The following is a 21421-nucleotide window of genomic DNA, read 5'->3' as shown; positions in this document are numbered from 1 at the left end:
GCACGGAGTTCGACGATGAGCGATTCGGCATCCACCCTGCGCCAACTCCCGCGCGGACGGCACCACCTCTCGCGCGAAGAAGTGGTCGCCTCCCAGCGGGAACGCATCCTCGTCGCGATGGGGGAGGCGATGACCGAGGGCGGCTACGTCGGCACGCCGGTGGCGGCGGTGCTCAAACGGGCCGGGGTCTCGCGGGAGACGTTCTACGAGCTGTTCCGCTCCAAGGAGGACTGCTTCGCCGCGGCCTTCGACCGGGTCTCCGGCCTGCTGGCCGGGCGACTCCAGGAGGTCATCGCCGAGACCGCCGAGGCCGACGCGTTCACCAGGATGGACGCCATCCTCACCGCCTACTTCGACCACATGATCGACGACCCGGCTTCGGCCAGGCTGTTCCTGATGGAGGTGTACGCGGTCGGCCCGTCGGCGGTGCGGGCGCGGATGGAACTCCAGAGCCGCTTCGTCGCGGTCGTCGCCGCCATGCTCGGCGCCCAGACCGACGAGCAGCAGTTCGCCTGCGCCACGCTGGCCGCCGCCATCGGCGCGATGGTCACCGGCAAGATCGCCGCCGACGACCTGGTGGGCCTGCGCGCTCTCAAGGAACCCCTGATCGACCTGGCCCGCCGCTCCGGCGTCGTCTACGGCAACGCGTTCGCCGGCTGATCCTCGGCAGGCGCGGCGGCCCTGCCGGTCCGGGTGAACCGCCAGGCGCCGATCCCCAGGCCGACCACGACCGGGACGGCCAGGGCCGACCCCGTCGAACCCCAGCCGCCCAGGCCGGGCACGAACGCGTCGAGGATCGTCTTGGCGGCGAAGAACAGGAACAGCAGGCCGGAGGCGAACGCGATGCCACGCTCGGGGAGGTGCTTGCCCGCGAGCTTGCCGACCAGGATCGCGAGGGCGCCCGCGGCGACCATGCCGAGGGTCGAGCCGATCCACACCGCGAGCCAGCCGTTCTTGGAGGCCAGCGCGGCGGCGGCGAACATGGTGCGGTCGCCGAGCTCGGCGAGCATGAAGGCGGAGATGACGACCAGGAAGGCGTTGCGGGTGCTGGGCGGGGGAGCGTCGTCGGTCTCGTCGGCGGAGCCGAGGGCGTCGCGCAGCGTCCACAGGCCGACGACCAGCAGCGTGAGCGCGGTGACGACGGCGATCGCGTTCGCGGGCAGCGCGGTACCGAGGAAATGGCCGACACCGGCGGCGATGAGATTGACGGCGACGCTGGCCACGGTGATCCCCGACAGCACCACCCACCAGCGATAACGCAGCGAGAAGGTGAGCGCCATCAGCTGCGATTTGTCGCCCAGCTCGGCGAGGAAGAGCACGCCGAAGCTCAGCAGGATCGTGGCGATCATGAATTCAGCTCCCAGGGTGGTACTCCGGCCTGCGGCTGAAGAAACGGGTGCGCCTCCAGCCACACCGGTCGACGGATCGGTTCGTGGCCGAAGGTCTCGCCCACCGGTGGTGACCGGTTCACGCAGCCGGACCGCGCCGAATGTGGCGCCGATCAGTATGTCGACTGCGCGATTGCGGGCTACTCCCCTTCGCTGGTGTCCACCCTAGCGCGATAGCTGGTGGTATGCCAACTCATTGTTAGCGAAATCGCTATGGCCGCAATAAGTTTGGCTGCGCGGCCCGAATAGTTCGGTATCCCTGATTTCGGCGTCGCGGATGCCCGTTGCCGGGTATTCGCCGGGCCGGTGTCGCGAAAGCCTCAGGCCGCCAGCAGCATTGCCAGGACGGCGGTGTCGGGATCGCTGATCAGATCCATCCCGACCCGGCTCACCAGCGAGGTGACCGTGCCGTCCAGCTCGGCCTCGGCCCAGGCCGCGCGATGCTCGAGACCCAGATGCGGCACGCCGGGCAGCAGCACGCAGCCCGAGGCGGCGCCGGTGCACTCGGGCAGCGACGGCCGGGTCTCCGACGGCGGATGCAGCATCAGCAACGCGGGCGGCACGTGCGCCGCGAACCGGCCCGGCTCGATCGCCTCCTCGCCCAGTACCGGTCCCTCGGCCAGCACCAGCCCGACCGTGCCCGGTTCCGGGTCGTCGGGCAGTTCCTCGCGCACCCCGAACACGGTCGAGGTCGTCAACAGGCCGGGCATCGAGGCCACCCGCACGGCGAGCACCAGGACCTGCGCCCATTCCTTGGTGGTGTCCGGCCAGCGGCCCGAAACCACGAATCCCTGCAGATGACCGCGCGCCTGGAAGGGCGTGATCCCGATCGGACCCTGTGTCGTCATGATGGCCTCCCGATTTTCCGGGGGCTGCGCTGCCCGGTACGTCAGGAATAGCCCGAAACCCATCTGGCACACAAGTACCACTGAGTGCCAGGAACAGGGCAAAGAACGCAAAAGACCCCCAGCGGACGCTGGAGGTCTTTCGCGAAAGCGAGAACGCGGGCCGGACTAGCCGAAGATCAGGCCCTTGCCCTGCGACACCGCGCGGGCGAAGCGGTCCTGTACGTCGGCCCAGTTGACGACGTTCCAGAACGCGGTCACGTAGTCGGCCTTGACGTTCTTGTACTGCAGGTAGAAGGCGTGCTCCCACATGTCGACCTGCAGCAGCGGGATGATGCCGGTCGGCACGTTGGCCTGCTGGTCGTACAGCTGGAAGGTCAGCAGCTTCTGGCCCAGGGTGTCGTAACCCAGGACGGCCCAGCCGGAGCCCTGCAGGCCGTTCGCGGCAGCGGTGAACTGCGCGCGGAACTTGTCGAACGAACCGAACTGGTCGGCGATCGCGGCGGCGAGGTCACCGTCGGGCTGGTCGCCACCGTTGGGGGAGAGGTTCTTCCACCAGACGGAGTGGTTGTAGTGACCACCCAGGTGGAACGCGAGGTTCTTCTCCAGCAGGAGGATGTTCGCCAGGTCGCCGTTCTCGCGGGCCTCTTCGAGCTGCTCCAGCGCCTTGTTGGCGCCGGCGACGTAGGCGGCGTGGTGCTTGGTGTAGTGGATCTCGTTGATCTGACCGGAGATGTGCGGCTCCAGTGCGCCGAAGTCGTAGTCCAGTTCCGGCAGCGTGTAGACGGCCACGATGTCCCTTTCCGTATGTCGGGCTGTGTGCGCCCATTCGGACGAGCACACCAACCATCATTCGTACACCCGCTCGATGCAACCCCGGACGGTCGGCCCCGCATTCCCTTCGAATCACGCCGGAGGAAACCCAGGTGTCCGCGGGCGGTACCTACAGCGGCGGTGCGACGTCGGCCTTGGAGGCCCGCAGATCGCCGGAATCGTGGGCGGCCCACCAGCGCTTGCCGCCCGCGATGAAATCGGCCATCGGGATCTCCCGGCCCGCCGGGTCGGTCACGGTGATCCGGTCGAACCAGACGCGGACGTCGAGTTCGCGCGGGTCGATGCCCTCTTCTTGGGAGAACTCGATGACGTGCGCCGCGATCCGGTTGTCGAGCACAGTGTCGAAGCTGAGCAACTCGCTCCACAGGGTCCAGCCGCTGTCGTCGAGGTCGATGAATTCCCAGCCGTGCAGCCCGCCGCCACCGAAACTCTCGATGGCCTCGTCGAGCTGCTCGAGGGTGAGGGGGAGGACGCGGGCGTCGATGTCGTCCCAGCGCTGGATGCGCAGGGACGCGGCCACCCGGGTGACCCCCGTGAAGGTGAGCAGGACTTTGGTGTCGATCGGCGTCTCGCCGTCGGCGGGTAGCGTCAGCACCTCGAGAGCGAGCTGCAGCCGCCCCGCGGCGGCGTCCACCTCTACTCCGAGACAGGTTGATTCGGACAAAGCGGTATTCAGGCCGTTGATGTCGAAACTGTCGAGTAGCCCCCTGCTCACGTTCATGCGCTCAGGCTACCGATCGGCCCGCCCAGATCCCAGGATTTAGGATTTTCTCTACTGATGTCGTTTTTATGGAACCGAATCGGCCCGGCTCGCGTCCAAGTAGATGTCGGGACCGATGGGAGGTCGGAATCCCGACGTCAGCGGCGAACGGCCGCTCCGGGATGACATGGAGGGGAGTCCCGGATCGGCCGTTCCGCCGCTGACTTCGCGCCATGTCACCTCGGTTGATAGCCACCGCCTCACGATTGTGTGCTGACCGATAGCTGAGACCTGTGGATCAAGTTGTGGATTCTGTGGATAACCGGGATCCATCCCCAGACCGCGCATTGCCCCGCCCGGCGTCGCTTCCGGCATGGCAGGATCGAGGCGTGACGAGCTCCGATGTGCCCACGGTGCCGGTGGGTGCGGTACCCGCCGCGTTCGACCACGCCGAACCGGCCCCCGGCGCCCAGCTGCTCGACGTGCGCGAACCCGACGAGTGGGAGCTCGGGCACGCGCCCGGCGCGATCCACATCCCGATGGTCGACGTGCCGGCCCGGCTCGACGAGATCGACATCGACGCCGAGGTGTACGTGGTGTGCAGGCAGGGCGGGCGTTCGATCGAGGTCGTCAAGTATCTGGCCCACATCGGGTACGAGGCGGTGAACGTCGCGGGTGGGATGGTGGCCTGGCAGCAGACCGGCCGTCCGGTGGTCGCCGACGGCGAGCACGAAGCCAAGATCTACTAGTCCGGAACGGGGTGCGCGGGTGAGTTCGGTGGTGCAACCATGTGCACGCTGTGGCGCGCGATGGGCTGTGCAGGGCGCGCCGATGCACTGGTGCCCCCGGTGCCGTGGCGTGCTGCTGTCGCCGGGCAAGGTCGACGCGCCTGCCGCCCAGCGCAACTACCGCTGGATCGCCCGCAGGCCCGACCATCGCGCGCGCAAGGCCGCGGCCGCCACCGTACGGGCGCCGGTCGGCCCCACCCCGCGCTACACCGAGATCCCGCGCTGGGGCCTGCTCGATGCGCCGCCCGCGCCCGCCCGCGCCGCCGAGCGACCGCTGTGGGGCCTGGCGGCCTCGCGCGATGTCCTGCTCGTGGTGACGGCGCTGGCCTTCCTGGTCGCCGCCTGCGCCGAGTACGGCCGCTATCTCATCCTGCTGCGCAACCGCACCACCCTCATCCCGAACTGGCTGCTGGTGATCTCCGACATGTCGGTGTGGGTGTTCGGCGTCATCGCGCCGCTGTGCGCCCTCGCCACCGCGCTCGCGCTGATCGCCTGGCTGATCGAGGCGCGCAAGAGCGCCTTCGCCGCGCAGGGCAGGCGCGATCCACGGCGCCGCTGGGCGCTGGTGCTCGGCTGCCTGGTGCCCGGTGTGAACCTGATCTGGCCCGGCGTCTTCCTCACCGAATTGCTCGGGTCCGCACCCGATCCCCGCGCCCAGCGGGCCGTTCGGATCTGGTGGGCGGCCTGGGTGGTCAGCGGCCTGATCCTGGTCGGCGCCACCCTCTGGCGCGACGCGTCGACACTGCAGGCCGAGGCCGACGGCGTCTCGTTCACCGCGTTCAGCGATCTGTGCGCGGCCGGTTTCGCGGTGCTCACGCTGTGGACCGTGCGGCTGCTCGAAGGCCGTGACCTGCGGGGCGCGCCGCGCTCTGCGCACCGCTGGGTGATGGCCGCCGACCCGGCCGAGGCCGTCATCGCCCCGGTGCAGCCCGGCGCCCCCGCGAGCGGGCAGGATGACACTGAACGCGCGGATTCCGTCGAAACAGGCGAGAATGCGCAGGAGGAGGTTGTGGCCAAGTGAGCCAGGGCAATCGGGCGCCATTCGTCGTCGCGCACCGTGGTGCGTCCGCTGCGCGCCCCGAGCACACTCTCGCCGCGTACGAGCTGGCCCTCGAGGAGGGCGCCGACGGCGTCGAGTGCGACGTCCGGCTGACCCGCGACGGGCATCTGGTCTGCGTGCACGACCGCACCGTCGACCGCACCTCCGACGCCACCGGCCTGGTCAGCGAGCTGACCCTGGCCGAGCTGCGCGACATGAACTTCGGCACCGAGGACGCGCCGTCGGGCGTGCTCGCCCTCAGCGATCTCATCGGTCTGGTCCTCGACTGGCGCAGCAGGCCGACCAAGCTGTTCATCGAGACCAAGCACCCCGTGCGCTACGGCGCCCTGGTGGAGAACAAGGTGCTCGCCGAACTGCAGCGCTTCGGCATCGCGACGCCCGCCTCGGCCGATCACTCCCGCGCCGTGGTGATGTCGTTCGCCGCGACGGCGGTCTGGCGGATCCGCCGCGCCGCGCCGCTGCTGCCGACCGTGCTGCTCGGTGAGTCCTCCCGCTTCCTCGGCGGCGGCGCGGCGACCACCGTCGGCGCCACCGCCGTCGGCCCGTCGGTGAAGACGCTGCGCGAACACCCCGAACTCGTCGACAAGGCCGCCGCGGCGGGCCGGGCCACCTACTGCTGGACCGTCGACGATCCCGACGACGTGACACTGTGCGCCGACCTGGGCGTCAGCTGGGTCGCCACCAACCATCCCGGCCGCACGAAGTCGCTGCTGGCCGGCGTCTGAGCTGTGTTGTTGGAGCGCTGGCGCGCTCGAGGTCGCGGCCCCTCCTGTCCCGTCGATCAGGTGCCGTTGCTTGCTCCTTCGTCGCGGACGCAACGGCACCTGATCGACGGGACGGCCGCGACGGCCGACTGCGTCGGCCTGCCCCTCCTCGGGTCGGGGCGTGGTGGCTGGGTGGGGCGAGAAGTGGTCCACAGTCGCCCGGCCATAAACTCCGTGCGTGGGTAAAAGCAAGCGGAACAGTCCGAAGCCCGACAGTAATCGGGCTCAGCGTCTCGCCGAGCGGCGTGCGGCGCAGGAGCAGGCATCTGCGGCCGTGACGCGGCCGTTCGAGGGGCTTGCTGCCGAATGTGATCTGGTGGCGCTGCGGGAGTTCGTGCCGTCGGCGACCGCGACCTTGAAGCTGGCGCCCGGTGTCGCGGCGCAGCGCGAGGTGACGCTGGCGACGGTGCTGCCCGGTGCGGTGGCCGCGCTGGTGCGCGCCGGTGACGAGCCCGTCGGCTTCGTCGGCACGCAGATGCAGTACCAGGGCTCCGACCCGAACGCCGACATCGCCGCGGCGATCCTGTGGACCCAGTCCGCCGAGCCGGGCGAGTCGCTGAACTCGGCCGACGCGGTCCAGGGCGGTCCGCGCCTGGCCGACGTCATCGATCCGGGCGCCGACCTCGAGCTCACCGTGCACCAGGACTTCGACTGGTGGGTGCCCGAGGGCGTGACCCCCGATCCGCAGGTGGCGGCGACGATCGAGCAGGCCAAGCAGGCGATCATGCCCTCGGCGCGGCTGGATCTCGGAGCCGACGGCGTCGGCGCGGCCTGGTGGGTCGACGCGGGCGAGAAGGCGCACGTGCGCTGGGTGCGTCCCGAGGACGAGGACAAGCTGATGCTGGCGCTGGCACGGGTGCACGCCGGCGGCGGGCTGCACATGGGCGAGGGCTCGCGCTTCGCCGGCTCGTTCCGCACACACGGTCTGCTGGTGCCGGTGTTCGATCTCGATCCCGAGCGGCACCCGACCGAATGGGAAACGCCCGCACGGGAATTCGGTGCGCGGCTGGCGGAGGCGCTGGCCTCGGATGCTCCGATGTCGAGCGAAGAGCGTCGTTCGCGCGACGGGCTGCGTTCGCGTCAGGTCACCCTGCGCTGAACTCTTCCATCCTGAACTAAATGAAATAATCCCCTTTCACATGCCGGGTCGGCTAGGTTCACGCCTACGCCGGCCAATCGGCGCAGTGGAAAGGGATAACAATGGAGTTTCTCGGTTCGGTCGCCGGTCTCGCGCAGATGGTGATCGGCACGATTCTGGCCAATACCGGCTCGGGCGGTTCCGGCTCCGGCTGGTGAAGCGCACAACGGATTCGGCTCGCGTTCGCGAGCCGAATCCGGGTGGCTCTGGTCAGACGCTGCCGCCGGCGACGGACGGTGCGCCCGACGTGTCCTTCGGGGTGCTGAGCTCGCGCCACATGAACGCCTCGAGATCGAACAGGTTCGACCCGGCGCGATCGGCGATATTGAGCAGCGTCGTCATGTGCGCGACTTCTTCGACCTGTTCCTTCAGGAACCACTGCATGAACTGCTCGCCGAGGTAATCGCCCTCTTCGCGGGCCGTGCTGGCCAGCCGGATGATCTGGTCGGTGACCGTCTTCTCCTGGGCCAGGGCCAGTTCGATCGGCTCGCGTGCGGTCTCGAAGTTCGACTTCGCGGCGTCGATGCCCGCGATCTCCACGCTGATGTCCCGGTCGAGGAAATACTGCACGATCATCATCGCGTGATTTCGTTCTTCGACGGACTGGGCGTAGAAGCGCTTGGCCAGCTGCGGGAGGTCGTTGTTGTCGAACCACACCGCAATGGCGATGTACTGATGTTCGGCGTTGAACTCATGCCGGATCTGGTCTTGGAGCAGGCTGTGGAATTTGCTGCGCGGGGGTTCCGGATGAATCGACATGGCCGCAACATTAGACCTGGTCAAAGTGGGTTGTCATCCAAGTGCAACCTTATTGAGGGAAGTATTTCCTAACCAAGTATTCCCTTACTGAAGCTGCCCCGTGCCCGCCATTCTGGGCGCCGTGTTGTCCACCGGGACAACGCCTGCCAGCTCGCGCCGGATGAATTCCTCCACGTCGAACAGATTGTCCTGCCGGTCCAGCACGGTGAGCAGCGTGCTCATCTCCGCGACGTCGGCGACCTGTTCTTTCAGGAACCACTGCACGAATTGTTCGCCGAGGAAATCCTGCGCCGCACGAGCGGCGCCGGCCAGCGCGCTGATCTGCGCGGTGGCGGTCCGTTCCCGGTCGAGCAGGAAGGCGATCGCGGCGCGCGGCGAATCGAACTCCGAGCGCAGCTCGTCGAGCCCGCCGATCGTCACCGCGACATCGCGGTCGAGCAGATACTGGACCATCCGCATCGCGTGGCCCCGGTTCTCGGCCGAGCGGGCGTAGGTCTGCGCGGCCAGTTGCGGTAATCGCTGCGCGTCGAAGTACACGGCGGCGGCCAGATACTGCTGTGCGGTGGTCAGCCCGTGCCGGATCTGGTCCCGCACTAGCTCGGTGAACGAACGATCCTCGGCCATACCACGACGTTACCGCGTCAGCAGGTCCTCGGGAATCTGTTGATCCTTGGCCAGGGCGTCGAAGAAACCGCTCGCCTTCGACTTGTCCCACAGCAGCACGTTGCCGACGTCGGTGTCGTCGAATCCGCCGATCGGGACGCTGGTGGTGACGGTGTCACCACGCATCGCCCAGCCCAGCGCGGCCAGGTTCCAGATGTGGTCGCCGTCATCGACTTTCAGCGAGCCGGCCACCCCGGTGGCCATCGGCCACAGCGCGAACGGATTGGCGAGGGTGCCCATGCTGGTCGCCTTCTTCAGCAGCGCCGACATGAACATCCGCTGGTGGTTCATCCGGTCGACGTCCGCGCGCGGGGTCGCCCTGGTGCGCACGAAGCCCAGTGCCTCTGGCCCGCTCAGCTCCTGGCAGCCCGCGGGCAGATCGAGCCCGGCCAGCGGGTCGACGATCGGCTCGTCCAGGCAGATCTCGATGCCGCCGAGCGCGTCGACGACGCCGGCGAAGCCGCCGAAGCCGATCTGGGCGTAGTGGTCGATCCGCACCCCGGTGGCCTCCTCCACCGTCTGCACCAGCAGCGGCGCGCCGCCGAAGGCGAACGAGGCGTTCAGCTTGTCCTTGCCGTGGCCGGGAATGCTGACGTAGGAGTCGCGCGGGAGGCTGACCATCGTGGTCGGCCCGGACGACGGGATGTGCACCAGCATGATGGTGTCGGTGCGTTCCGGGCCGGTGTCGCCGCCGGTCGCCAGTTCCTGCTCCTGCTCGGTCGACAGGTCGCCGCGGCCGTCGGAACCGACCAGCAGCCAGTTCGTGCCGGGCGTATCGCCGATCCGGTCGCTGTAGGAGGCGAGCGCGGTGATGCGGGTCAGCGAGTTGTCCAGGTGGATCACCGCGGCGATCAGGCCCGCGATCAGCAGCACGACGATCACCGTGAACCACCGGAACGGATGACGCTTGCGGCGTCGTCGTGGCGGCTGGACCTGTCCGCCGGCATCCGCGGGCGGCGGGGTGCGCCGCCGGGGCGGGACGGCGTCGTGGTGGGGGACCGGGCGCTGGGTCGGCGCGTGCCTGACCTGCTCGCGCTGCGGCATCGGGCGCGGGGTCGGCGCGTGCTGGCGCGGTTTCGCCTGCTCGCGCGGCAGCTGCGAATAGGCGAGCGGCTGATCGCCGCGGCCGTCGCGGTGCAGGACCTGGGTCGGCTCGATATGCGAGGCGGGTCGCTCGCGCCGTTGGGCCGGGTTGTAGCGCACCGTCGGGCCTTCGTCGGGCGCGGGCACGCGTCCGGCCTGCGGGTTTCCGCGCCGCATCGTCGGATCGCCGCCGGGGGGCAGGCCGCCGGGCGGCAGCGGTCGCCGCGGCGGAGTGCCGCGGCCCGCGGGCGGCGGCACGGCAGGTCCACCGGGGCGGCCTGGAGGCGGCGGCACCCGGCGCCTACGCGGGTCATCGCGGGGATCGTCGCCGTTCATCACTGTCGAACTCTACTGATCGTCGGGGGCGCGGGTGGGTTGTGCGCGCTCGGTCTCTACTGGATACCCCGCTCGGGTGCCCGCGTTAGCGGGAAACGCGGTGATGTGGCGAGACTCGCCGTGACACGCCGCTCACGGCAGCCAGCCGACGCGGCCGCGCAGCACGGTGTAGCCCAGGTAGGCGACCGCATCGATCGTCGCGTGCGCCAGGATCAGCGGCCACAGCCGATTCGTGCGCTGCCAGTAGCGTCCGAAGATCACGCCCATCACGATGTTGCCGAGCCCGCCGCCCAGGCCCTGGTACAGGTGATAGCTGCCACGCAGCAGCGCGGAGGCGGCCAGTGACCGGTTCTCCGACCAGCCGAGCTTGCGCAGCCGGGTGATCAGGTAGGCCACCACGAGCACTTCCTCGGCCACCGCGTTCGCGCACGCCGACAGGATCAGTACCGGCAGCCGCCACCAGTGCTCGGTCAGCGAACTCGGCACGATGGTCACGCTCACCCCGAGCGCGTGCGCGATCAGATACAGCGCCAGTCCGGGCAGGCCGATCACCGCCGCCAGGATCAGGCCGTGCAGCACATCGGTGCGGCGAATCCTGGCCAGCCCGATCAGTCGCGGTCCGATCCCGCTGCGCCACAACAGGTACAGGCCCAGCGCCGCCCACGCGAGCAGCCGGGTGATTCCGACCAGCTGGAACAGCAGGTCGAGAATCGAGTTGTCCGAGCGCGAGGCGTTCAACGCCACCGTGCGCCCGCCGACCCCGCCGGGCGCCAGCGCCGAATCCAGCAGGGCCAGGCCCGCGCTGATCCCGCTCAGCCCGAAGGTGACGAGCAGGACGACGGTGATCTCGACTCGGAGACCGAACCGTTCCCGCTCGCTGAGCGTGGTGTCAGGAGGATCGACGCGCATGTCGCGCAGTGTAGGCAGCCCCGGTGGCCGGGGCGCGTCGCGCCGCGACCGGATTCAGATGCGGCGCAGGCCGTTCAGAAAGGGGCAGCCGGCCAGGATGCGCACCGCCTTGCTCAGCGCGGCGACGTCGTCGGCGGGCGTGGCGAAGGGCAGGCGCACGTCGTGGTCGCCCTCGTTGCTCTCCACCCGCAGGGTCAGGCCGTAGCGGTCGATGGCCAGCGGATGCACCAGGCCGCCGCGTAGCCGGGTCGGCAGGTGGCGCGCGAGCTGGGCGACGATATCGGCGTGGTCCTCGGCCATGTGCTGTAGCCAGGCGCTCTCCAGTTCGCAGAACGGGTCGGCGCTGGCCGCGCGCAGGTCGGCGTGGTCGACCGATTCCGCGCCGGAGGTGTCGGCCAGCACGGCCGAGTTCACCACCACGCGCAGCAGCGTGACCCCGTGTCCGACGTCGAGCAGCCCCGGATGCGGGTATTCCTTGGCGATCTCGACCGCGAGCGTGCGCTGGGCCTGCATCGGCACCTGCCGCACCCACCCGCGCAGCCACACCAGCGCCCGGACCGGTTCGCGCAGCGGCAGCGGCGCGTGATCGGTGAGCTCGAGCACCGCCGAGGTCTCGTTCGCGGTCGCGGCCAGCGCCGCCGCGAGCGAGGTGGCGGGCACCGCGATCACCGCGTCACCACAGCGACGCAGGTGATGCAGCGAGGTCGGCACCGGATCGATGCCGGGCAGCGCGAGCATCGCCGTCTCCGCGTGGGCGCACGCGCTGCGCACGCGCTCGGCGGTCGTCGGCGCGAGGATCGTGGTGGGGCTCGACATGACAACCTCCGCGAACTGTTGATTAGGTAAACCTAAGCTAAGTTACCGCGCGACTTCGCGCAAGGGGACACCCCGGCGAATCGCCGAACGAATCGGCTCTACGGTGGTCTGATGACGCACGACGACCACGGCGACGACCACCCGACCTCCGCCGAACCCGTGCTGGTCACGCTCTCGACCCCGGCCCGCCGCAGTCTGGTGGCGGGCTTGGTCCGCCCGCTGGGCAGCGCGCCGGCCACCGCCGAGGTCGTCGACATCGACGTCCCCGACGCCGAACTGGCCGCCTTCCTGGTCCGGATCGCGCACGCCGACCACGGTTTCGTCGCCCGCACCGCCAGCGCGCCCCGTGCGGTCGCCATCGTCGCGGGCACCGTCGCGGCCCTCTGCGGTGAGGACATCCCGACCGCCCTCAGCACCCCCGACCTGGATTTCCTGACCGCGCTCAAGCCCCCGGCCATCGAAGCCACCCGTACTGTTCTGCTGGCGATCGAAACCGACGATGAGCAGGCGATCCGGGACGCGCTCCGGGTGCTGGATTCCTGAGCGGGGCCGACTTCGGACAACGATCCAGCTAATCTTTCTGTGTGCCGCGTATTGCGTATTTCGGACCGTCCGGGACGTTCACCGAGATGGCTCTGGCGAAGTTCGAGAACTCGGGGGCCTTCGACAGTCCCGTCGAGCGAGTCGCCGCGCCGAGTCAGGGCGCGGCGCTGGATCTGATCCGCTCCGGTGACGTCGACGGCGCGGTCGTGCCGATCGAGAGCTCGGTCGAAGGGTCGATCCCGGCGACACTGGATTCCCTCGCCCTCGGACCGCGGCTGCAGATCGTCGCCGAGACCGAGCTCGAGGTGAGTTTCACGATCCTCGCCCGGCCCGGCACCACGCTCGCGCAGGTGCGCACGCTGGCCGCCTACCCGGTGGCGGGCGCGCAGGTCAGGCAGTGGGTGGCCCGGAACATGCCCGAGGCGCAACCGTTCACCTCGGCCTCCAACGCGGCGGCGGCCGAGGACGTCGCGGCGGGCGTCGCCGACGCCGCGGTGTCGACGGCGCTGGCGGGGGAGCGGCTCGGATTGGCCACGCTGGCCGCCGGGGTCGCCGACCACGAACAGGCGATCACCCGCTTCGTCCTGGTGACCCAACCCGGGGTCGCCCCGCACGCCACCGGCGCCGATCGCACGTCCATCGTGCTCGAGCTCCCGAACGAACCCGGCTCGCTCATGCGCGCGTTCGCCGAATTCGCCACCCGCGGTGTCGATCTGACCCGCATCGAGTCGCGACCCACCCGGACCGCGATGGGCACCTACCGCTTCTACCTCGACTGCGTCGGCCATATCGACGATCCGGCGGTCGCGGAGACCTTGAAGGCACTGCATCGCACGGCGCGGGTCCGGTATCTCGGCTCGTGGCCCGCGTACGCGGCAGTCGGAACACCGCCCCCGTCGGACGAACCTGCCGCAGAATGGTTGACGCAATTGCGAAAGGGGGTCGCTGACCTATGAGTACACCCGCGAAGCTGGTGCTGGTGCGGCACGGCGAGACCGAGGGCAACGTCGCGAAGATCCTGGACACCCAGGTGCCCGGTCTCCCGCTCACCGAACGTGGTGTGGCCCAGGCGAAAGCCTTCGGCGCCGGTTTGGAACGGGCGCCGCAGGTGCTGGTGTCGTCGGAGGCGCTGCGGGCCCGGCAGACGGCGAGCTACATCGAGGCGGCCACCGGTGCGCCCGCGCACGTCCTCGACGGGCTCTACGAGGTGCAGGTCGGCGAGTTGCACGGCCGCTCGGATCAGGCGGCGCACGAGTTCTTCCAGGAGATCTACCGGGGCTGGCACCGGGGCGATCTCGACACCAGGGCACCCGGCGGCGAATCCGGTCGTGAGGTGATCGACCGGATCGTGCCGATCCTCACCGGACTCCGCGAGGAATTCCTGACCGAGGACGCCGACGGCGACGTGATCGTGGTGAACCACGGCGCCGCCATGCGCCTGGTCGCGATGACGCTGGCCGGGGTGGCGCCGCCGTTCACGACGAACAACCACCTCGACAACACCGAGACCATCGAACTGCTCCCCACCGCGAACGGCGGCTGGGAGTGCCTGCGCTGGGGCAGGTTCACGCCACCGTTCGCGCTCGAGGCCGAGCCCACGGCCGACGACCCGATGGGTTGATCAGGCCGGGTTGTCGGCCGTCGCGGTCGGGAACTCGGTGCGGATCGGCAGCGACTCGATGAGATCGGCCACCGCCGTGCGCAGGCGCGCGTTGGTACCCGTGGCGATCGACGACCACTTCACGCCGTCGTCGGCCACGCTGGCGGTGATGATGAATCTGCCAGCGCGGGTGTTGAACACGGCGATGTGGTTGTCCTGGATGTCGCGCGTGCCGTCACCGTAGGCGACGCCGATGATCTCGGCGTAGGAGTGGATCTCCACCAGCGCCGAGGCCAGGGTCTGGGCGTCGGTGGCGGGCTTGCCGATCTTGCTCAGCCGCTCCGTGGTGGCCGCGACGTCACCGGTATCGCCGAAGATCGGCGCGAGTTCCTCGGTGGGCGCGTTCATTCCGTACAGCTCGAGCGGTTCGGACTTGCCCAGCGCCTGCAGGACCGCGCCGGGCAGGTCCAAGCCCGCGTCGTCGATGACATAGGACTCCGGCCCGCGCAGGGCGACGACCGCGCGGTCGTCGCCCTGCGCGAGGCAGAACCGGTTGACGTGGCCCTGGACCACCCAGCGCAGCGCGATGATCCACTGCGGCCGGTAGAGCACCCGCAGGCGCTCCGCCAGCTCGGTCTGGACCACGTCACCGAACAGCAGTTCACGCTCGGTGAGAGCGGCTTCGGCCGCCTTCATGGCGGCGTCGTGCGTCGAGATGTTGTCGTAGCGGCCCATGGCGTCGAGCACCACGGGCATCTCGTCGAATTGCAGCTTCTCCAAGAGGAACTGCATGTCGTCGAGCGATAGCACGACGGCCTCCAGCAACGATCCCCCGCTACTCCCCCCGAGCACCGTCACTTGGCCGATCCGGCGAGGTCGCCGCCGATCACACCTTCGGCCGTGTACCGGCCATCAGTGAACGCCTCGTCCGAGCGGCCGTAGTCGACGCCGTTGTGCTCGTCGTCGTCCTCGCCGTTGGCGCGGTTGCCCAGCAGCGGGTTGCCGGCGGTGTTCGCGTTGCGCACCGGTGCGCCCTCCGCACGGGTGACGACCGACTCGGTGACCGCGGGGGCGGCGGCGGGCGCGTTGGCCGCCGGAGCACCCCAGCCCTCGGGCAGCTTCAGCTGACCGTTGCTGAGCGAGACGTTGCCGAGACCGGCCGACGTGGTGGCCACACCGGCCGCGGCGCCGACGGCGCCGAGGCTCGCCATGGCGGGTGCCGCGGCGGTCGTCGCGGGCACGGTCGTCGCGGAGGTGGCGGCCGAGATCGCCGAGGCGCCGATGTTGCCCGCCGTGCTGACGCCGCTGGTGACGACGCCACCGGCGACATTGGCCGCCTGGGTGGCGGCGCTGACGACGCCGGGGTTGGTGACGAAGGCCTGCGCCGCGGCGACCGCGGTGCTGAGCGGGTCGCCGCCGAAGTCGCCCTCGGCGGCGGTGCCCGCGCCGTTGGCGATGGTCGGCGGCATGGAGAACTCGCCGGGCGTGGTGACGGTGGCCGTGGTGGCGGCCTCGTAGGTCTCCATCACCAGCGCGGCGCGGATGTCCATGGCGTGACGGGCGACCTCGGCCGCCTCGAACGCGCCGGACACGACGCCGGGCGGGTTGGCCGAGGCGGCGACCGCGGTATTGGTCGCGGCGATCTCGGGCAGGCTCGGCATCGCGAGCGAGGCCACGGTGTAGGCGGTGGCGTTGGCGGTGGCCTTGACCCCCATGGCCGCGGCCATGATGCCCTGCTGACCCGCCCAGGCGCCGAACGGCGCGAGCTTGGCGAGCACGGCGAGGCCGTTGACACCCTGCAGGCCGACGCCGACCTCGGCGATCACGCGGGTGATGGTGAAGGCGGCGTCACCCCACGCCGCCGCCAGCGTGCCCCACGAGGTGGCGGCGGCGGAGATCGGAACGGCGTGTGCGCCCGCGTTGAGCGTGGTCGAGTTGACTTCTGCCATGCGCGGCAGCCAGAAGACCCCGGTGATCCCTGCGGTCATGCTTGTTTCTCCCCTGAATGAATGATCGGCGACGGATCGGGTACGACTAGATCTGGATCGCGGTGATCGCCGCGCCCTGGGCGATGTCCTCGCCGATGTTGGTGACCAGCTGCGAGCGCAGGGTCGCGGCCGCGTGGTGCAGCTCGAGGATGCCCTGGGCGACAGAGCTGTCGTGGGTGGCGGCGGCGCGGTTGAAGTGCGAGGCCGCGAGCAGCGACACCTCTTCGGCGCCGGACGGGAGCACATGGGTGGTTGGCCCGGCGAGGCCGGCGGCCACGGCGAGGCGCTCGGCGAGCAGATCCAGCTCGGCGGCAGCGGCGAGGACGATTTCAGGTGTGACGAGAACGTGTCCGACCATGACCCGACTCCTTCTGGTGGCGACTATCGGGAACCACGAGAATTCCCCCTACGAGTGATAGGACGCGAGAGCGGGTCGTTCGGTTCCATCGATTCCCCACCCAGTTTCGCTAGCCCCATCCCAGCTCATGCAACCGGTCGTCGTCAATCCCGAAATAGTGTGCTATTTCATGGATCACGGTGATCGCTACTTCCTCGACCACCTCGTCGGCGGTAGTGCAGATGTCGAGAATAGCCTCTCGATAGATGGTCACGGTATCCGGCAGCGAACCCGCGTAGTAGCTGTCGCGGTCGGTGAGCGCGATGCCGTGATACAGCCCGAGCAGCGAGGGTTCCTCGTCGTTTCTGGCCTCGACCAGCACCACGACATTGTCGATCGCCTCGGCCAGCTCGGGCGGGATCAGGTCGAGCGCGTCGCTCACCAGCTCCTCGAACCGCTCCGGCGACATCCGTTCCGACACGGTCACCGTGGTTGTGGCTGCGGGGGCAGCGGCGCGGCGCCGGGCAGCGGGGCAGGCGTGGAGCGCCCGGTGTTCGGCGGCGGCACCGGGGCTTGACCGTCGATCAGGATCTCGCCGCGCGCCGACCCGACGATCGCCGCGAATCCCTCACGGTCGGCGCCCTTTCCGAGCCAGCAATCCAATTTGTGACTGCCCGCGAGCCAACTGGTCGGTTCCAGATAATCGAAGAACAGGGTCAGCGTCTTGTTCCGGATGGCGTCGGGGCTGCCCAGATAGTCGGTGGAGAGGCGGTTGCATTCGGACTCCACGTACTTGTCCTGATCTGCCTCCGACGGGGGACCACCGGTGAAGTTGCTCGCCAGGTCGACGGTGCCGACGATCTCGACCGAATGCGGCTGGGCGCAGTCGACCGGATCGGTCGGCAGGTTCTGGTTGATGCCGAGGCAGGTGCCGGTGGCGTGCACCTTGGACTGATCCTGGCCGGCGACCGAGCCGGTCGCGGCCGGGCTGGCCGAGGTCGCGGCGACCTGCAGGCCACAGCGCAGGGTGCGGTCGCCGTGCTGCCAGCCCGCCGGGCTCGGCGACATCACGTTGACCATGTACCGGCCGCGCGGATCGAAGCGCCCGCCCAGATACCGCTGCACCGCGGGGACGCAGTGCTCGTCCCTGAGCTCGGTCATCCGCAGCGAATCGGGGTGCCTGGTGCCGCCGGCGAACTCCCGGCCGGGGTAGGCGGCGAGGTCGATCACCCCGGCGACCTCGAACAGGTGCTTGTCCTCGCAGTTGACCTTCACCAGGTCGCTGCGATCGGACTTGGTCCAGCTCAGGCAGTCGCCCACGCTCGCGCTGCTGAATTCCTTGTCCCGGACCACGGGCTCGGAGCCGGGCTGGTGCGCCTCGAGCCCCTTGTCGTTCTCGAAGCCGGTGACCAGCATGGTGACCATCGCCGCGATCACCGCGCCGAGGGCGCCGATCAGCAGCCCCCACCGCAGTTTGGTCGCCGACAGATGCAGCGAACTGGGGACGCGGCCACGCGACGCGGATCCCTCGGCTGGTTCCCTCTGCTCATCAGACATCGGATCCATCATGGCAGCGAGGTTCGGTCCATGCCACGACACCCGCACGCGCGACCTCATGCCACCGCACTTCCGTCCACGCCTCGCCCTGCTCGCCCGACCTCGAGGAGGGGCAAGCCGCGCAGCGGCCGTCGCGGCCGTCCCGCCGGTCAGGCGCCGTTGCGTAGGCGACGAAGGAGCAAGCAACGGTGCCTGACCGGCGGGACCCAAGGGCCGCGACCTCGAGCGCGCCAGCGCTCCAAGAACTCAGCCGCGCAGGGCGGAGGCGAAGATGCCGGGCAGGCGGGTCTTCTTGCCGTCGCCGTAGAAATCGGTGAGCTTGCGACCGGTGCCGGTGCCGGTCTTGTTGCTGACGAACCACGGCGGCTTGGGGCTCAGGGTGAATTCGCCGTGCAGCAGCGCGCGCGGCGCGGGCCGGAACGGGCCGCGGACCACGGTGCGCTCCACATCGTCGAGCAGGAAGGCGTTGTGTACGACGCCGATGCCGCTCTGGATGTCGTCGAGGGTGTGGCCGGGGAACGCGCCCCAGCTCGCGCGCGGGGTGAGGAAGGCCAGGCCGGTCCAGGCGTTGAGCGCGACGGTGCCGTAGCGCAGATCCTCGATCGCGGTGTCGAGCGCGCCGCCGAGCTCCTTGATCGATGCCGGGTGCGCGATGATGTTGGCGCCGAGGGTGCCCATCAGCTCGTCGTTGGCGAAATCGACCGCGTTGCGGAGGAATTCGGTGCCGCTGCCGGGCAACTCGACCACCCCGAGGACGGGGGAGAAGTACTCGGTGCGCAGCAGCGGGGTGTCGCTCGCGGGCAGGTTCTCGACCAGCACGCGGCCGTTGGCCCGCTCCGAACCGGGGTACGCCGACAGCGCGCCCTCGACCCGGCCGTCGCTGCCCGGGTAGTACGCGGGCCGGGCGGGCGCGTTGTCGATCGCCGTGCGCAGTTCGGTGAGGAAGGCGTCCTTGAGCGGCCAGTCGGCGCTGAGGACCACGGTCTGGGCGGCGACGCAGTTGTAGCCGCCGTTGTGCAGCCGCTGGGTCGCCACGTGCTCGGCCTGGAACTTCAGGTCGGCGGCCGACCAGTCGCCCGGCACGACGATGCACGGCGCGACCCCGCCGAGTTCGCTGGTGATCGGCTTGTCCAGCGCGGGGGCACCGGTCTTCTTGCGCTCGATGCCCGCCTCGCCGGGGCCCCACACGATCGCGTCGTGCGTGGGCGCGCCGCCGGTCATGTGCACGTGCGCGACCTGCGGATGGGTCACCAGGTAGCCGCCCTCGGGCGCGCCACCGGTGAGGATGCGGACCACACCGAGCTCGATGAACGGCGCGAAGATCGCCTGGAACACCGGCAGCAGCGGATCGGTGATCGGGTTGAGCTTGAGCGCGACCACCCGGTTGTTGGCGTAGAGCTCGTAGAGGGTGTCCAGCGGCGCGATCGACATGATGTTGCCCGCGCCGAGCACCGCGCCGACACCGCCGGTCGCGGCCGGGTCGAGCTGGGCCAGCCCGGCCTTGCGCCGTGCGGTGGCCGCGTCGACTCCGGGGCGTAGCCAGACATCGGCGCTGAAGCCGCTGAGCAGCAGTTTGTCGTAGACACCGTGCGGCAGCGCGGGCACCGAGACCCGTCCGCCGGGGGCGGTGCCGAGCTCGACACCGGCGAGCGGGCTCACGCCACGCTCGAGCGCGCCGACCGTTTCGGCCAGCGCTTGCGCGCCCGCCAGCATCGTCATCGGTCCCGACATCCACTCCTCGCCGACGAGCGGGCTGTCGGCGGCCAGCTGCTTGATGGTGCGGGCCGCCGCGACCCAGGCCTCGGCGTTGGCGGCGGTGCGCGTATGGAGTTCCTCGAGCAGCTCGCGGCGACGGCGCAGGTCGGTCGCGGCCCAGGTCTTTTCCCCCTGCGTGAGATCAGCGAGCGCGTTATCGATGACGGCGGTGTCGAAAGTAGTACTCACACCGCAACTATGCTCCTGTTCGGCCCGGAAGGCATAGGCCGCGGGATAAAGAGTTGAGTAAACTACTAGGCTGTTTTCTCATGATCGACCTCCGATTCCTGCGCGAGAACCCGGAAGCCGTCCGAGCCTCGCAGCGGGCCCGCGGTGAGGACCCCGCACTCGTCGACGCCCTGCTCGAAGCCGACGCCGCGCGCCGGGCCGCCGTGGCCACCGCCGACACCCTGCGGGCCGAGCACAAGGCGATGGGCAAGGTCATCGGCAAGGCGAGCAAGGACGAGCGCCCCGCGCTGCTGGCCGCCGCGACCGACATGTCCGCCAAGGTCAAGGAAGCCGAGGTCGCCCAGAACGCGGCCGACGCCGACCTCGACGCCGCGCACCGCGCCATCTCCAACGTGGTGCAGGACGGCGCGCCCGCGGGCGGCGAGGACGACTACATCGTTCTCGAAACCGTCGGTACCCCACCGGAGTTCGACTTCGAGCCGAAGGATCACCTGGAGCTCGGCGAGTCGCTCGGCCTGATCGACATGGAGCGCGGCGCCAAGGTGTCGGGCTCGCGGTTCTACTTCCTCACCGGCGCCGGCGCGCTGTTGCAGCTGGGTCTGCTGCAGCTGGCCGCGCAGAAGGCCGTCGCCAACGGCTTCACCATGATGATCCCGCCGGTGCTGGTGCGCCCCGAGATCATGGCCGGTACCGGCTTCCTCGGTCAGCATTCGGCGGAGGTCTACCACCTGGCCGACGACGATCTGTACCTCGTCGGCACCTCGGAGGTGCCGCTGGCCGGCTACCACGCCGAGGAGATCCTGGACCTGAGCGAGGGCCCGAAGCGCTACGCGGGCTGGTCGTCGTGTTTCCGCCGCGAGGCGGGCAGCTACGGCAAGGACACCCGGGGCATCATCCGCGTGCACCAGTTCGACAAGGTGGAGATGTTCGTCTACACCACCCCCGAGCAGGCCGATGCCGAGCATCAGCGGCTGCTCGCGTGGGAGCGCGAGATGCTGGCCGCGATCGATGTGCCCTACCGGGTCATCGATGTGGCCGCGGGCGACCTGGGCAGCTCGGCGGCGCGCAAGTTCGACTGCGAGGCCTGGGTGCCCACCCAGCAGACCTACCGCGAGCTCACCTCGACCTCGAACTGCACCACCTTCCAGGCCCGCAGGCTCTCGGTCCGCTACCGCGACGAGAACGGAAAAGCGCAGGTCGCGGCCACGCTGAACGGCACGCTGGCGACCACGCGGTGGATCGTGGCGATCCTGGAGAACCACCAGCAGGCCGACGGTTCGGTGCGGGTGCCCGCGGCGCTGGTGCCCTTCGTCGGCACCGAAGTGCTCGAACCGTAGAGTCCTTCACTGTTTGCTGAAGTCCCATTTGG

The 21421-nt window shown here is 69.6% G+C and carries 24 protein-coding genes; 9 read left to right on the top strand and 15 right to left on the bottom strand.

The window, feature by feature from the left end; all coding sequences use genetic code 11:
* The first annotated feature begins 15 nt into the window (after window positions 1-15).
* A complete protein-coding gene (locus tag ACIO52_RS10550) occupies window positions 16-660 on the top strand; it encodes a TetR/AcrR family transcriptional regulator (protein WP_218716126.1) in 645 nt (214 codons plus the stop codon).
* On the opposite strand, the gene ACIO52_RS10545 is transcribed toward ACIO52_RS10550, so the two are convergent.
* The 4 genes from ACIO52_RS10545 to ACIO52_RS10530 all read right to left on the bottom strand — a co-directional run bounded on the left by ACIO52_RS10545 (window position 636) and on the right by ACIO52_RS10530 (window position 3788).
* Complete coding sequence (locus ACIO52_RS10545; RefSeq protein WP_218716127.1) at window positions 636-1349, bottom strand: TMEM165/GDT1 family protein; 714 nt, start codon at window positions 1347-1349, stop codon at window positions 636-638. The genes ACIO52_RS10550 and ACIO52_RS10545 overlap by 25 nt on opposite strands.
* Window positions 1350-1708: 359 nt before the next feature.
* On the bottom strand, window positions 1709-2236 hold the full coding sequence (locus ACIO52_RS10540) for a peptidase (protein ID WP_218716128.1): 528 nt from the start codon (window positions 2234-2236) through the stop codon (window positions 1709-1711).
* Window positions 2237-2401: 165 nt separating this feature from the next.
* The gene (locus ACIO52_RS10535) at window positions 2402-3025 is read right to left on the bottom strand and encodes a superoxide dismutase (protein WP_218716129.1); all 624 of its coding nucleotides are present in this window, start codon (window positions 3023-3025) and stop codon (window positions 2402-2404) included.
* 151 nt (window positions 3026-3176) lie between these two features.
* Entirely contained in the window at window positions 3177-3788 is a 612-nt protein-coding gene (locus ACIO52_RS10530) for a hypothetical protein (RefSeq protein WP_218716130.1), read from the bottom strand.
* Between the two features lie 368 nt (window positions 3789-4156).
* Here ACIO52_RS10530 and ACIO52_RS10525 point away from each other — a divergent pair, with 368 nt between their 5' ends.
* From ACIO52_RS10525 to ACIO52_RS10510, 4 genes are all read left to right on the top strand, one after another.
* Window positions 4157-4516 (top strand): rhodanese-like domain-containing protein, encoded by a 360-nt coding sequence (locus ACIO52_RS10525; RefSeq protein ID WP_218716131.1) that lies wholly within the window; start codon window positions 4157-4159, stop codon window positions 4514-4516.
* A 109-nt stretch (window positions 4517-4625) separates the two neighbouring features.
* The gene (locus tag ACIO52_RS10520; protein ID WP_308248333.1) at window positions 4626-5576 is read left to right on the top strand and encodes a DUF4328 domain-containing protein; all 951 of its coding nucleotides are present in this window, start codon (window positions 4626-4628) and stop codon (window positions 5574-5576) included.
* Entirely contained in the window at window positions 5573-6340 is a 768-nt protein-coding gene (locus ACIO52_RS10515; RefSeq protein ID WP_316573115.1) for a glycerophosphodiester phosphodiesterase, read from the top strand. The genes ACIO52_RS10520 and ACIO52_RS10515 overlap by 4 nt, the downstream gene beginning before the upstream one ends.
* Window positions 6341-6557: 217 nt before the next feature.
* Complete coding sequence (locus ACIO52_RS10510) at window positions 6558-7478, top strand: DUF5926 family protein (protein ID WP_218716134.1); 921 nt, start codon at window positions 6558-6560, stop codon at window positions 7476-7478.
* A gap of 249 nt (window positions 7479-7727) precedes the next feature.
* On the opposite strand, the gene ACIO52_RS10505 is transcribed toward ACIO52_RS10510, so the two are convergent.
* From ACIO52_RS10505 to ACIO52_RS10485, 5 genes are all read right to left on the bottom strand, one after another.
* Complete coding sequence (locus ACIO52_RS10505) at window positions 7728-8276, bottom strand: ferritin (protein WP_218716135.1); 549 nt, start codon at window positions 8274-8276, stop codon at window positions 7728-7730.
* Between the two features lie 84 nt (window positions 8277-8360).
* Complete coding sequence (locus ACIO52_RS10500; RefSeq protein WP_316573116.1) at window positions 8361-8900, bottom strand: ferritin-like domain-containing protein; 540 nt, start codon at window positions 8898-8900, stop codon at window positions 8361-8363.
* 9 nt (window positions 8901-8909) lie between these two features.
* Complete coding sequence (locus ACIO52_RS10495; protein ID WP_316573239.1) at window positions 8910-10358, bottom strand: LCP family protein; 1449 nt, start codon at window positions 10356-10358, stop codon at window positions 8910-8912.
* 132 nt (window positions 10359-10490) lie between these two features.
* Entirely contained in the window at window positions 10491-11267 is a 777-nt protein-coding gene (locus ACIO52_RS10490; protein ID WP_218717451.1) for a CPBP family intramembrane glutamic endopeptidase, read from the bottom strand.
* A gap of 54 nt (window positions 11268-11321) precedes the next feature.
* Window positions 11322-12083 carry a DUF2470 domain-containing protein gene (locus ACIO52_RS10485; protein WP_218717452.1) on the bottom strand — a complete coding sequence of 254 codons (762 nt, stop codon included), beginning with the start codon at window positions 12081-12083 and terminating at the stop codon, window positions 11322-11324.
* 111 nt (window positions 12084-12194) lie between these two features.
* Here ACIO52_RS10485 and ACIO52_RS10480 point away from each other — a divergent pair, with 111 nt between their 5' ends.
* From ACIO52_RS10480 to ACIO52_RS10470, 3 genes are read left to right on the top strand one after another with little or no spacing between them, the layout of a single operon-like run.
* On the top strand, window positions 12195-12626 hold the full coding sequence (locus ACIO52_RS10480) for a hypothetical protein (protein ID WP_402643153.1): 432 nt from the start codon (window positions 12195-12197) through the stop codon (window positions 12624-12626).
* A 41-nt stretch (window positions 12627-12667) separates the two neighbouring features.
* On the top strand, window positions 12668-13582 hold the full coding sequence (pheA, locus tag ACIO52_RS10475; RefSeq protein ID WP_316573120.1) for a prephenate dehydratase: 915 nt from the start codon (window positions 12668-12670) through the stop codon (window positions 13580-13582).
* The gene (locus ACIO52_RS10470; protein WP_218717455.1) at window positions 13579-14247 is read left to right on the top strand and encodes a histidine phosphatase family protein; all 669 of its coding nucleotides are present in this window, start codon (window positions 13579-13581) and stop codon (window positions 14245-14247) included. The genes pheA and ACIO52_RS10470 overlap by 4 nt, the downstream gene beginning before the upstream one ends.
* On the opposite strand, the gene ACIO52_RS10465 is transcribed toward ACIO52_RS10470, so the two are convergent.
* From ACIO52_RS10465 to ACIO52_RS10440, 6 genes are all read right to left on the bottom strand, one after another.
* Complete coding sequence (locus ACIO52_RS10465; protein WP_316573121.1) at window positions 14248-15036, bottom strand: ESX secretion-associated protein EspG; 789 nt, start codon at window positions 15034-15036, stop codon at window positions 14248-14250.
* 44 nt (window positions 15037-15080) lie between these two features.
* On the bottom strand, window positions 15081-16214 hold the full coding sequence (locus ACIO52_RS10460; protein WP_402643149.1) for a PPE family protein: 1134 nt from the start codon (window positions 16212-16214) through the stop codon (window positions 15081-15083).
* 46 nt (window positions 16215-16260) lie between these two features.
* The gene (locus ACIO52_RS10455) at window positions 16261-16572 is read right to left on the bottom strand and encodes a PE family protein (RefSeq protein ID WP_218717458.1); all 312 of its coding nucleotides are present in this window, start codon (window positions 16570-16572) and stop codon (window positions 16261-16263) included.
* 109 nt (window positions 16573-16681) lie between these two features.
* The gene (locus tag ACIO52_RS10450) at window positions 16682-17020 is read right to left on the bottom strand and encodes a metallopeptidase family protein (protein ID WP_402643577.1); all 339 of its coding nucleotides are present in this window, start codon (window positions 17018-17020) and stop codon (window positions 16682-16684) included.
* Between the two features lie 14 nt (window positions 17021-17034).
* Window positions 17035-18108 carry a septum formation family protein gene (locus ACIO52_RS10445; protein ID WP_218717459.1) on the bottom strand — a complete coding sequence of 358 codons (1074 nt, stop codon included), beginning with the start codon at window positions 18106-18108 and terminating at the stop codon, window positions 17035-17037.
* 246 nt (window positions 18109-18354) lie between these two features.
* Window positions 18355-20052: an aldehyde dehydrogenase family protein gene (locus ACIO52_RS10440; protein WP_218717460.1), complete on the bottom strand. Its 1698-nt coding sequence runs from the start codon at window positions 20050-20052 to the stop codon at window positions 18355-18357.
* Window positions 20053-20132: 80 nt separating this feature from the next.
* Here ACIO52_RS10440 and serS point away from each other — a divergent pair, with 80 nt between their 5' ends.
* Entirely contained in the window at window positions 20133-21389 is a 1257-nt protein-coding gene (serS, locus tag ACIO52_RS10435) for a serine--tRNA ligase (protein WP_402643144.1), read from the top strand.
* Window positions 21390-21421: the final 32 nt, after the last annotated feature.

Origin of the sequence: Nocardia sp. NPDC087230 (genome assembly GCF_044744725.1) — a bacterium.
Classification (GTDB): domain Bacteria; phylum Actinomycetota; class Actinomycetes; order Mycobacteriales; family Mycobacteriaceae; genus Nocardia; species Nocardia canadensis.
The sequence above is the reverse complement of the archived record's forward strand: the minus strand, read 5'-3'. Positions and strand labels throughout refer to the sequence as shown.

What these genes read in the sequence shown, in the direction of transcription:
- ACIO52_RS10550 (WP_218716126.1), top strand. Translation starts at nt 16, where the DNA reads ATGAGCGATTCGGCATCCACCCTGCGCCAACTCCCGCGCGGACGGCAC.
- ACIO52_RS10545 (WP_218716127.1), bottom strand. Translation starts at nt 1,349, where the DNA reads ATGATCGCCACGATCCTGCTGAGCTTCGGCGTGCTCTTCCTCGCCGAG.
- ACIO52_RS10540 (WP_218716128.1), bottom strand. Translation starts at nt 2,236, where the DNA reads ATGACGACACAGGGTCCGATCGGGATCACGCCCTTCCAGGCGCGCGGT.
- ACIO52_RS10530 (WP_218716130.1), bottom strand. Translation starts at nt 3,788, where the DNA reads ATGAACGTGAGCAGGGGGCTACTCGACAGTTTCGACATCAACGGCCTG.
- ACIO52_RS10505 (WP_218716135.1), bottom strand. Translation starts at nt 8,276, where the DNA reads ATGTCGATTCATCCGGAACCCCCGCGCAGCAAATTCCACAGCCTGCTC.
- ACIO52_RS10500 (WP_316573116.1), bottom strand. Translation starts at nt 8,900, where the DNA reads ATGGCCGAGGATCGTTCGTTCACCGAGCTAGTGCGGGACCAGATCCGG.
- ACIO52_RS10495 (WP_316573239.1), bottom strand. Translation starts at nt 10,358, where the DNA reads ATGAACGGCGACGATCCCCGCGATGACCCGCGTAGGCGCCGGGTGCCG.
- ACIO52_RS10490 (WP_218717451.1), bottom strand. Translation starts at nt 11,267, where the DNA reads ATGCGCGTCGATCCTCCTGACACCACGCTCAGCGAGCGGGAACGGTTC.
- ACIO52_RS10485 (WP_218717452.1), bottom strand. Translation starts at nt 12,083, where the DNA reads ATGTCGAGCCCCACCACGATCCTCGCGCCGACGACCGCCGAGCGCGTG.
- ACIO52_RS10480 (WP_402643153.1), top strand. Translation starts at nt 12,195, where the DNA reads ATGACGCACGACGACCACGGCGACGACCACCCGACCTCCGCCGAACCC.
- ACIO52_RS10470 (WP_218717455.1), top strand. Translation starts at nt 13,579, where the DNA reads ATGAGTACACCCGCGAAGCTGGTGCTGGTGCGGCACGGCGAGACCGAG.
- ACIO52_RS10460 (WP_402643149.1), bottom strand. Translation starts at nt 16,214, where the DNA reads ATGACCGCAGGGATCACCGGGGTCTTCTGGCTGCCGCGCATGGCAGAA.
- ACIO52_RS10455 (WP_218717458.1), bottom strand. Translation starts at nt 16,572, where the DNA reads ATGGTCGGACACGTTCTCGTCACACCTGAAATCGTCCTCGCCGCTGCC.
- ACIO52_RS10450 (WP_402643577.1), bottom strand. Translation starts at nt 17,020, where the DNA reads ATGTCGCCGGAGCGGTTCGAGGAGCTGGTGAGCGACGCGCTCGACCTG.
- ACIO52_RS10445 (WP_218717459.1), bottom strand. Translation starts at nt 18,108, where the DNA reads ATGTCTGATGAGCAGAGGGAACCAGCCGAGGGATCCGCGTCGCGTGGC.
- serS (WP_402643144.1), top strand. Translation starts at nt 20,133, where the DNA reads ATGATCGACCTCCGATTCCTGCGCGAGAACCCGGAAGCCGTCCGAGCC.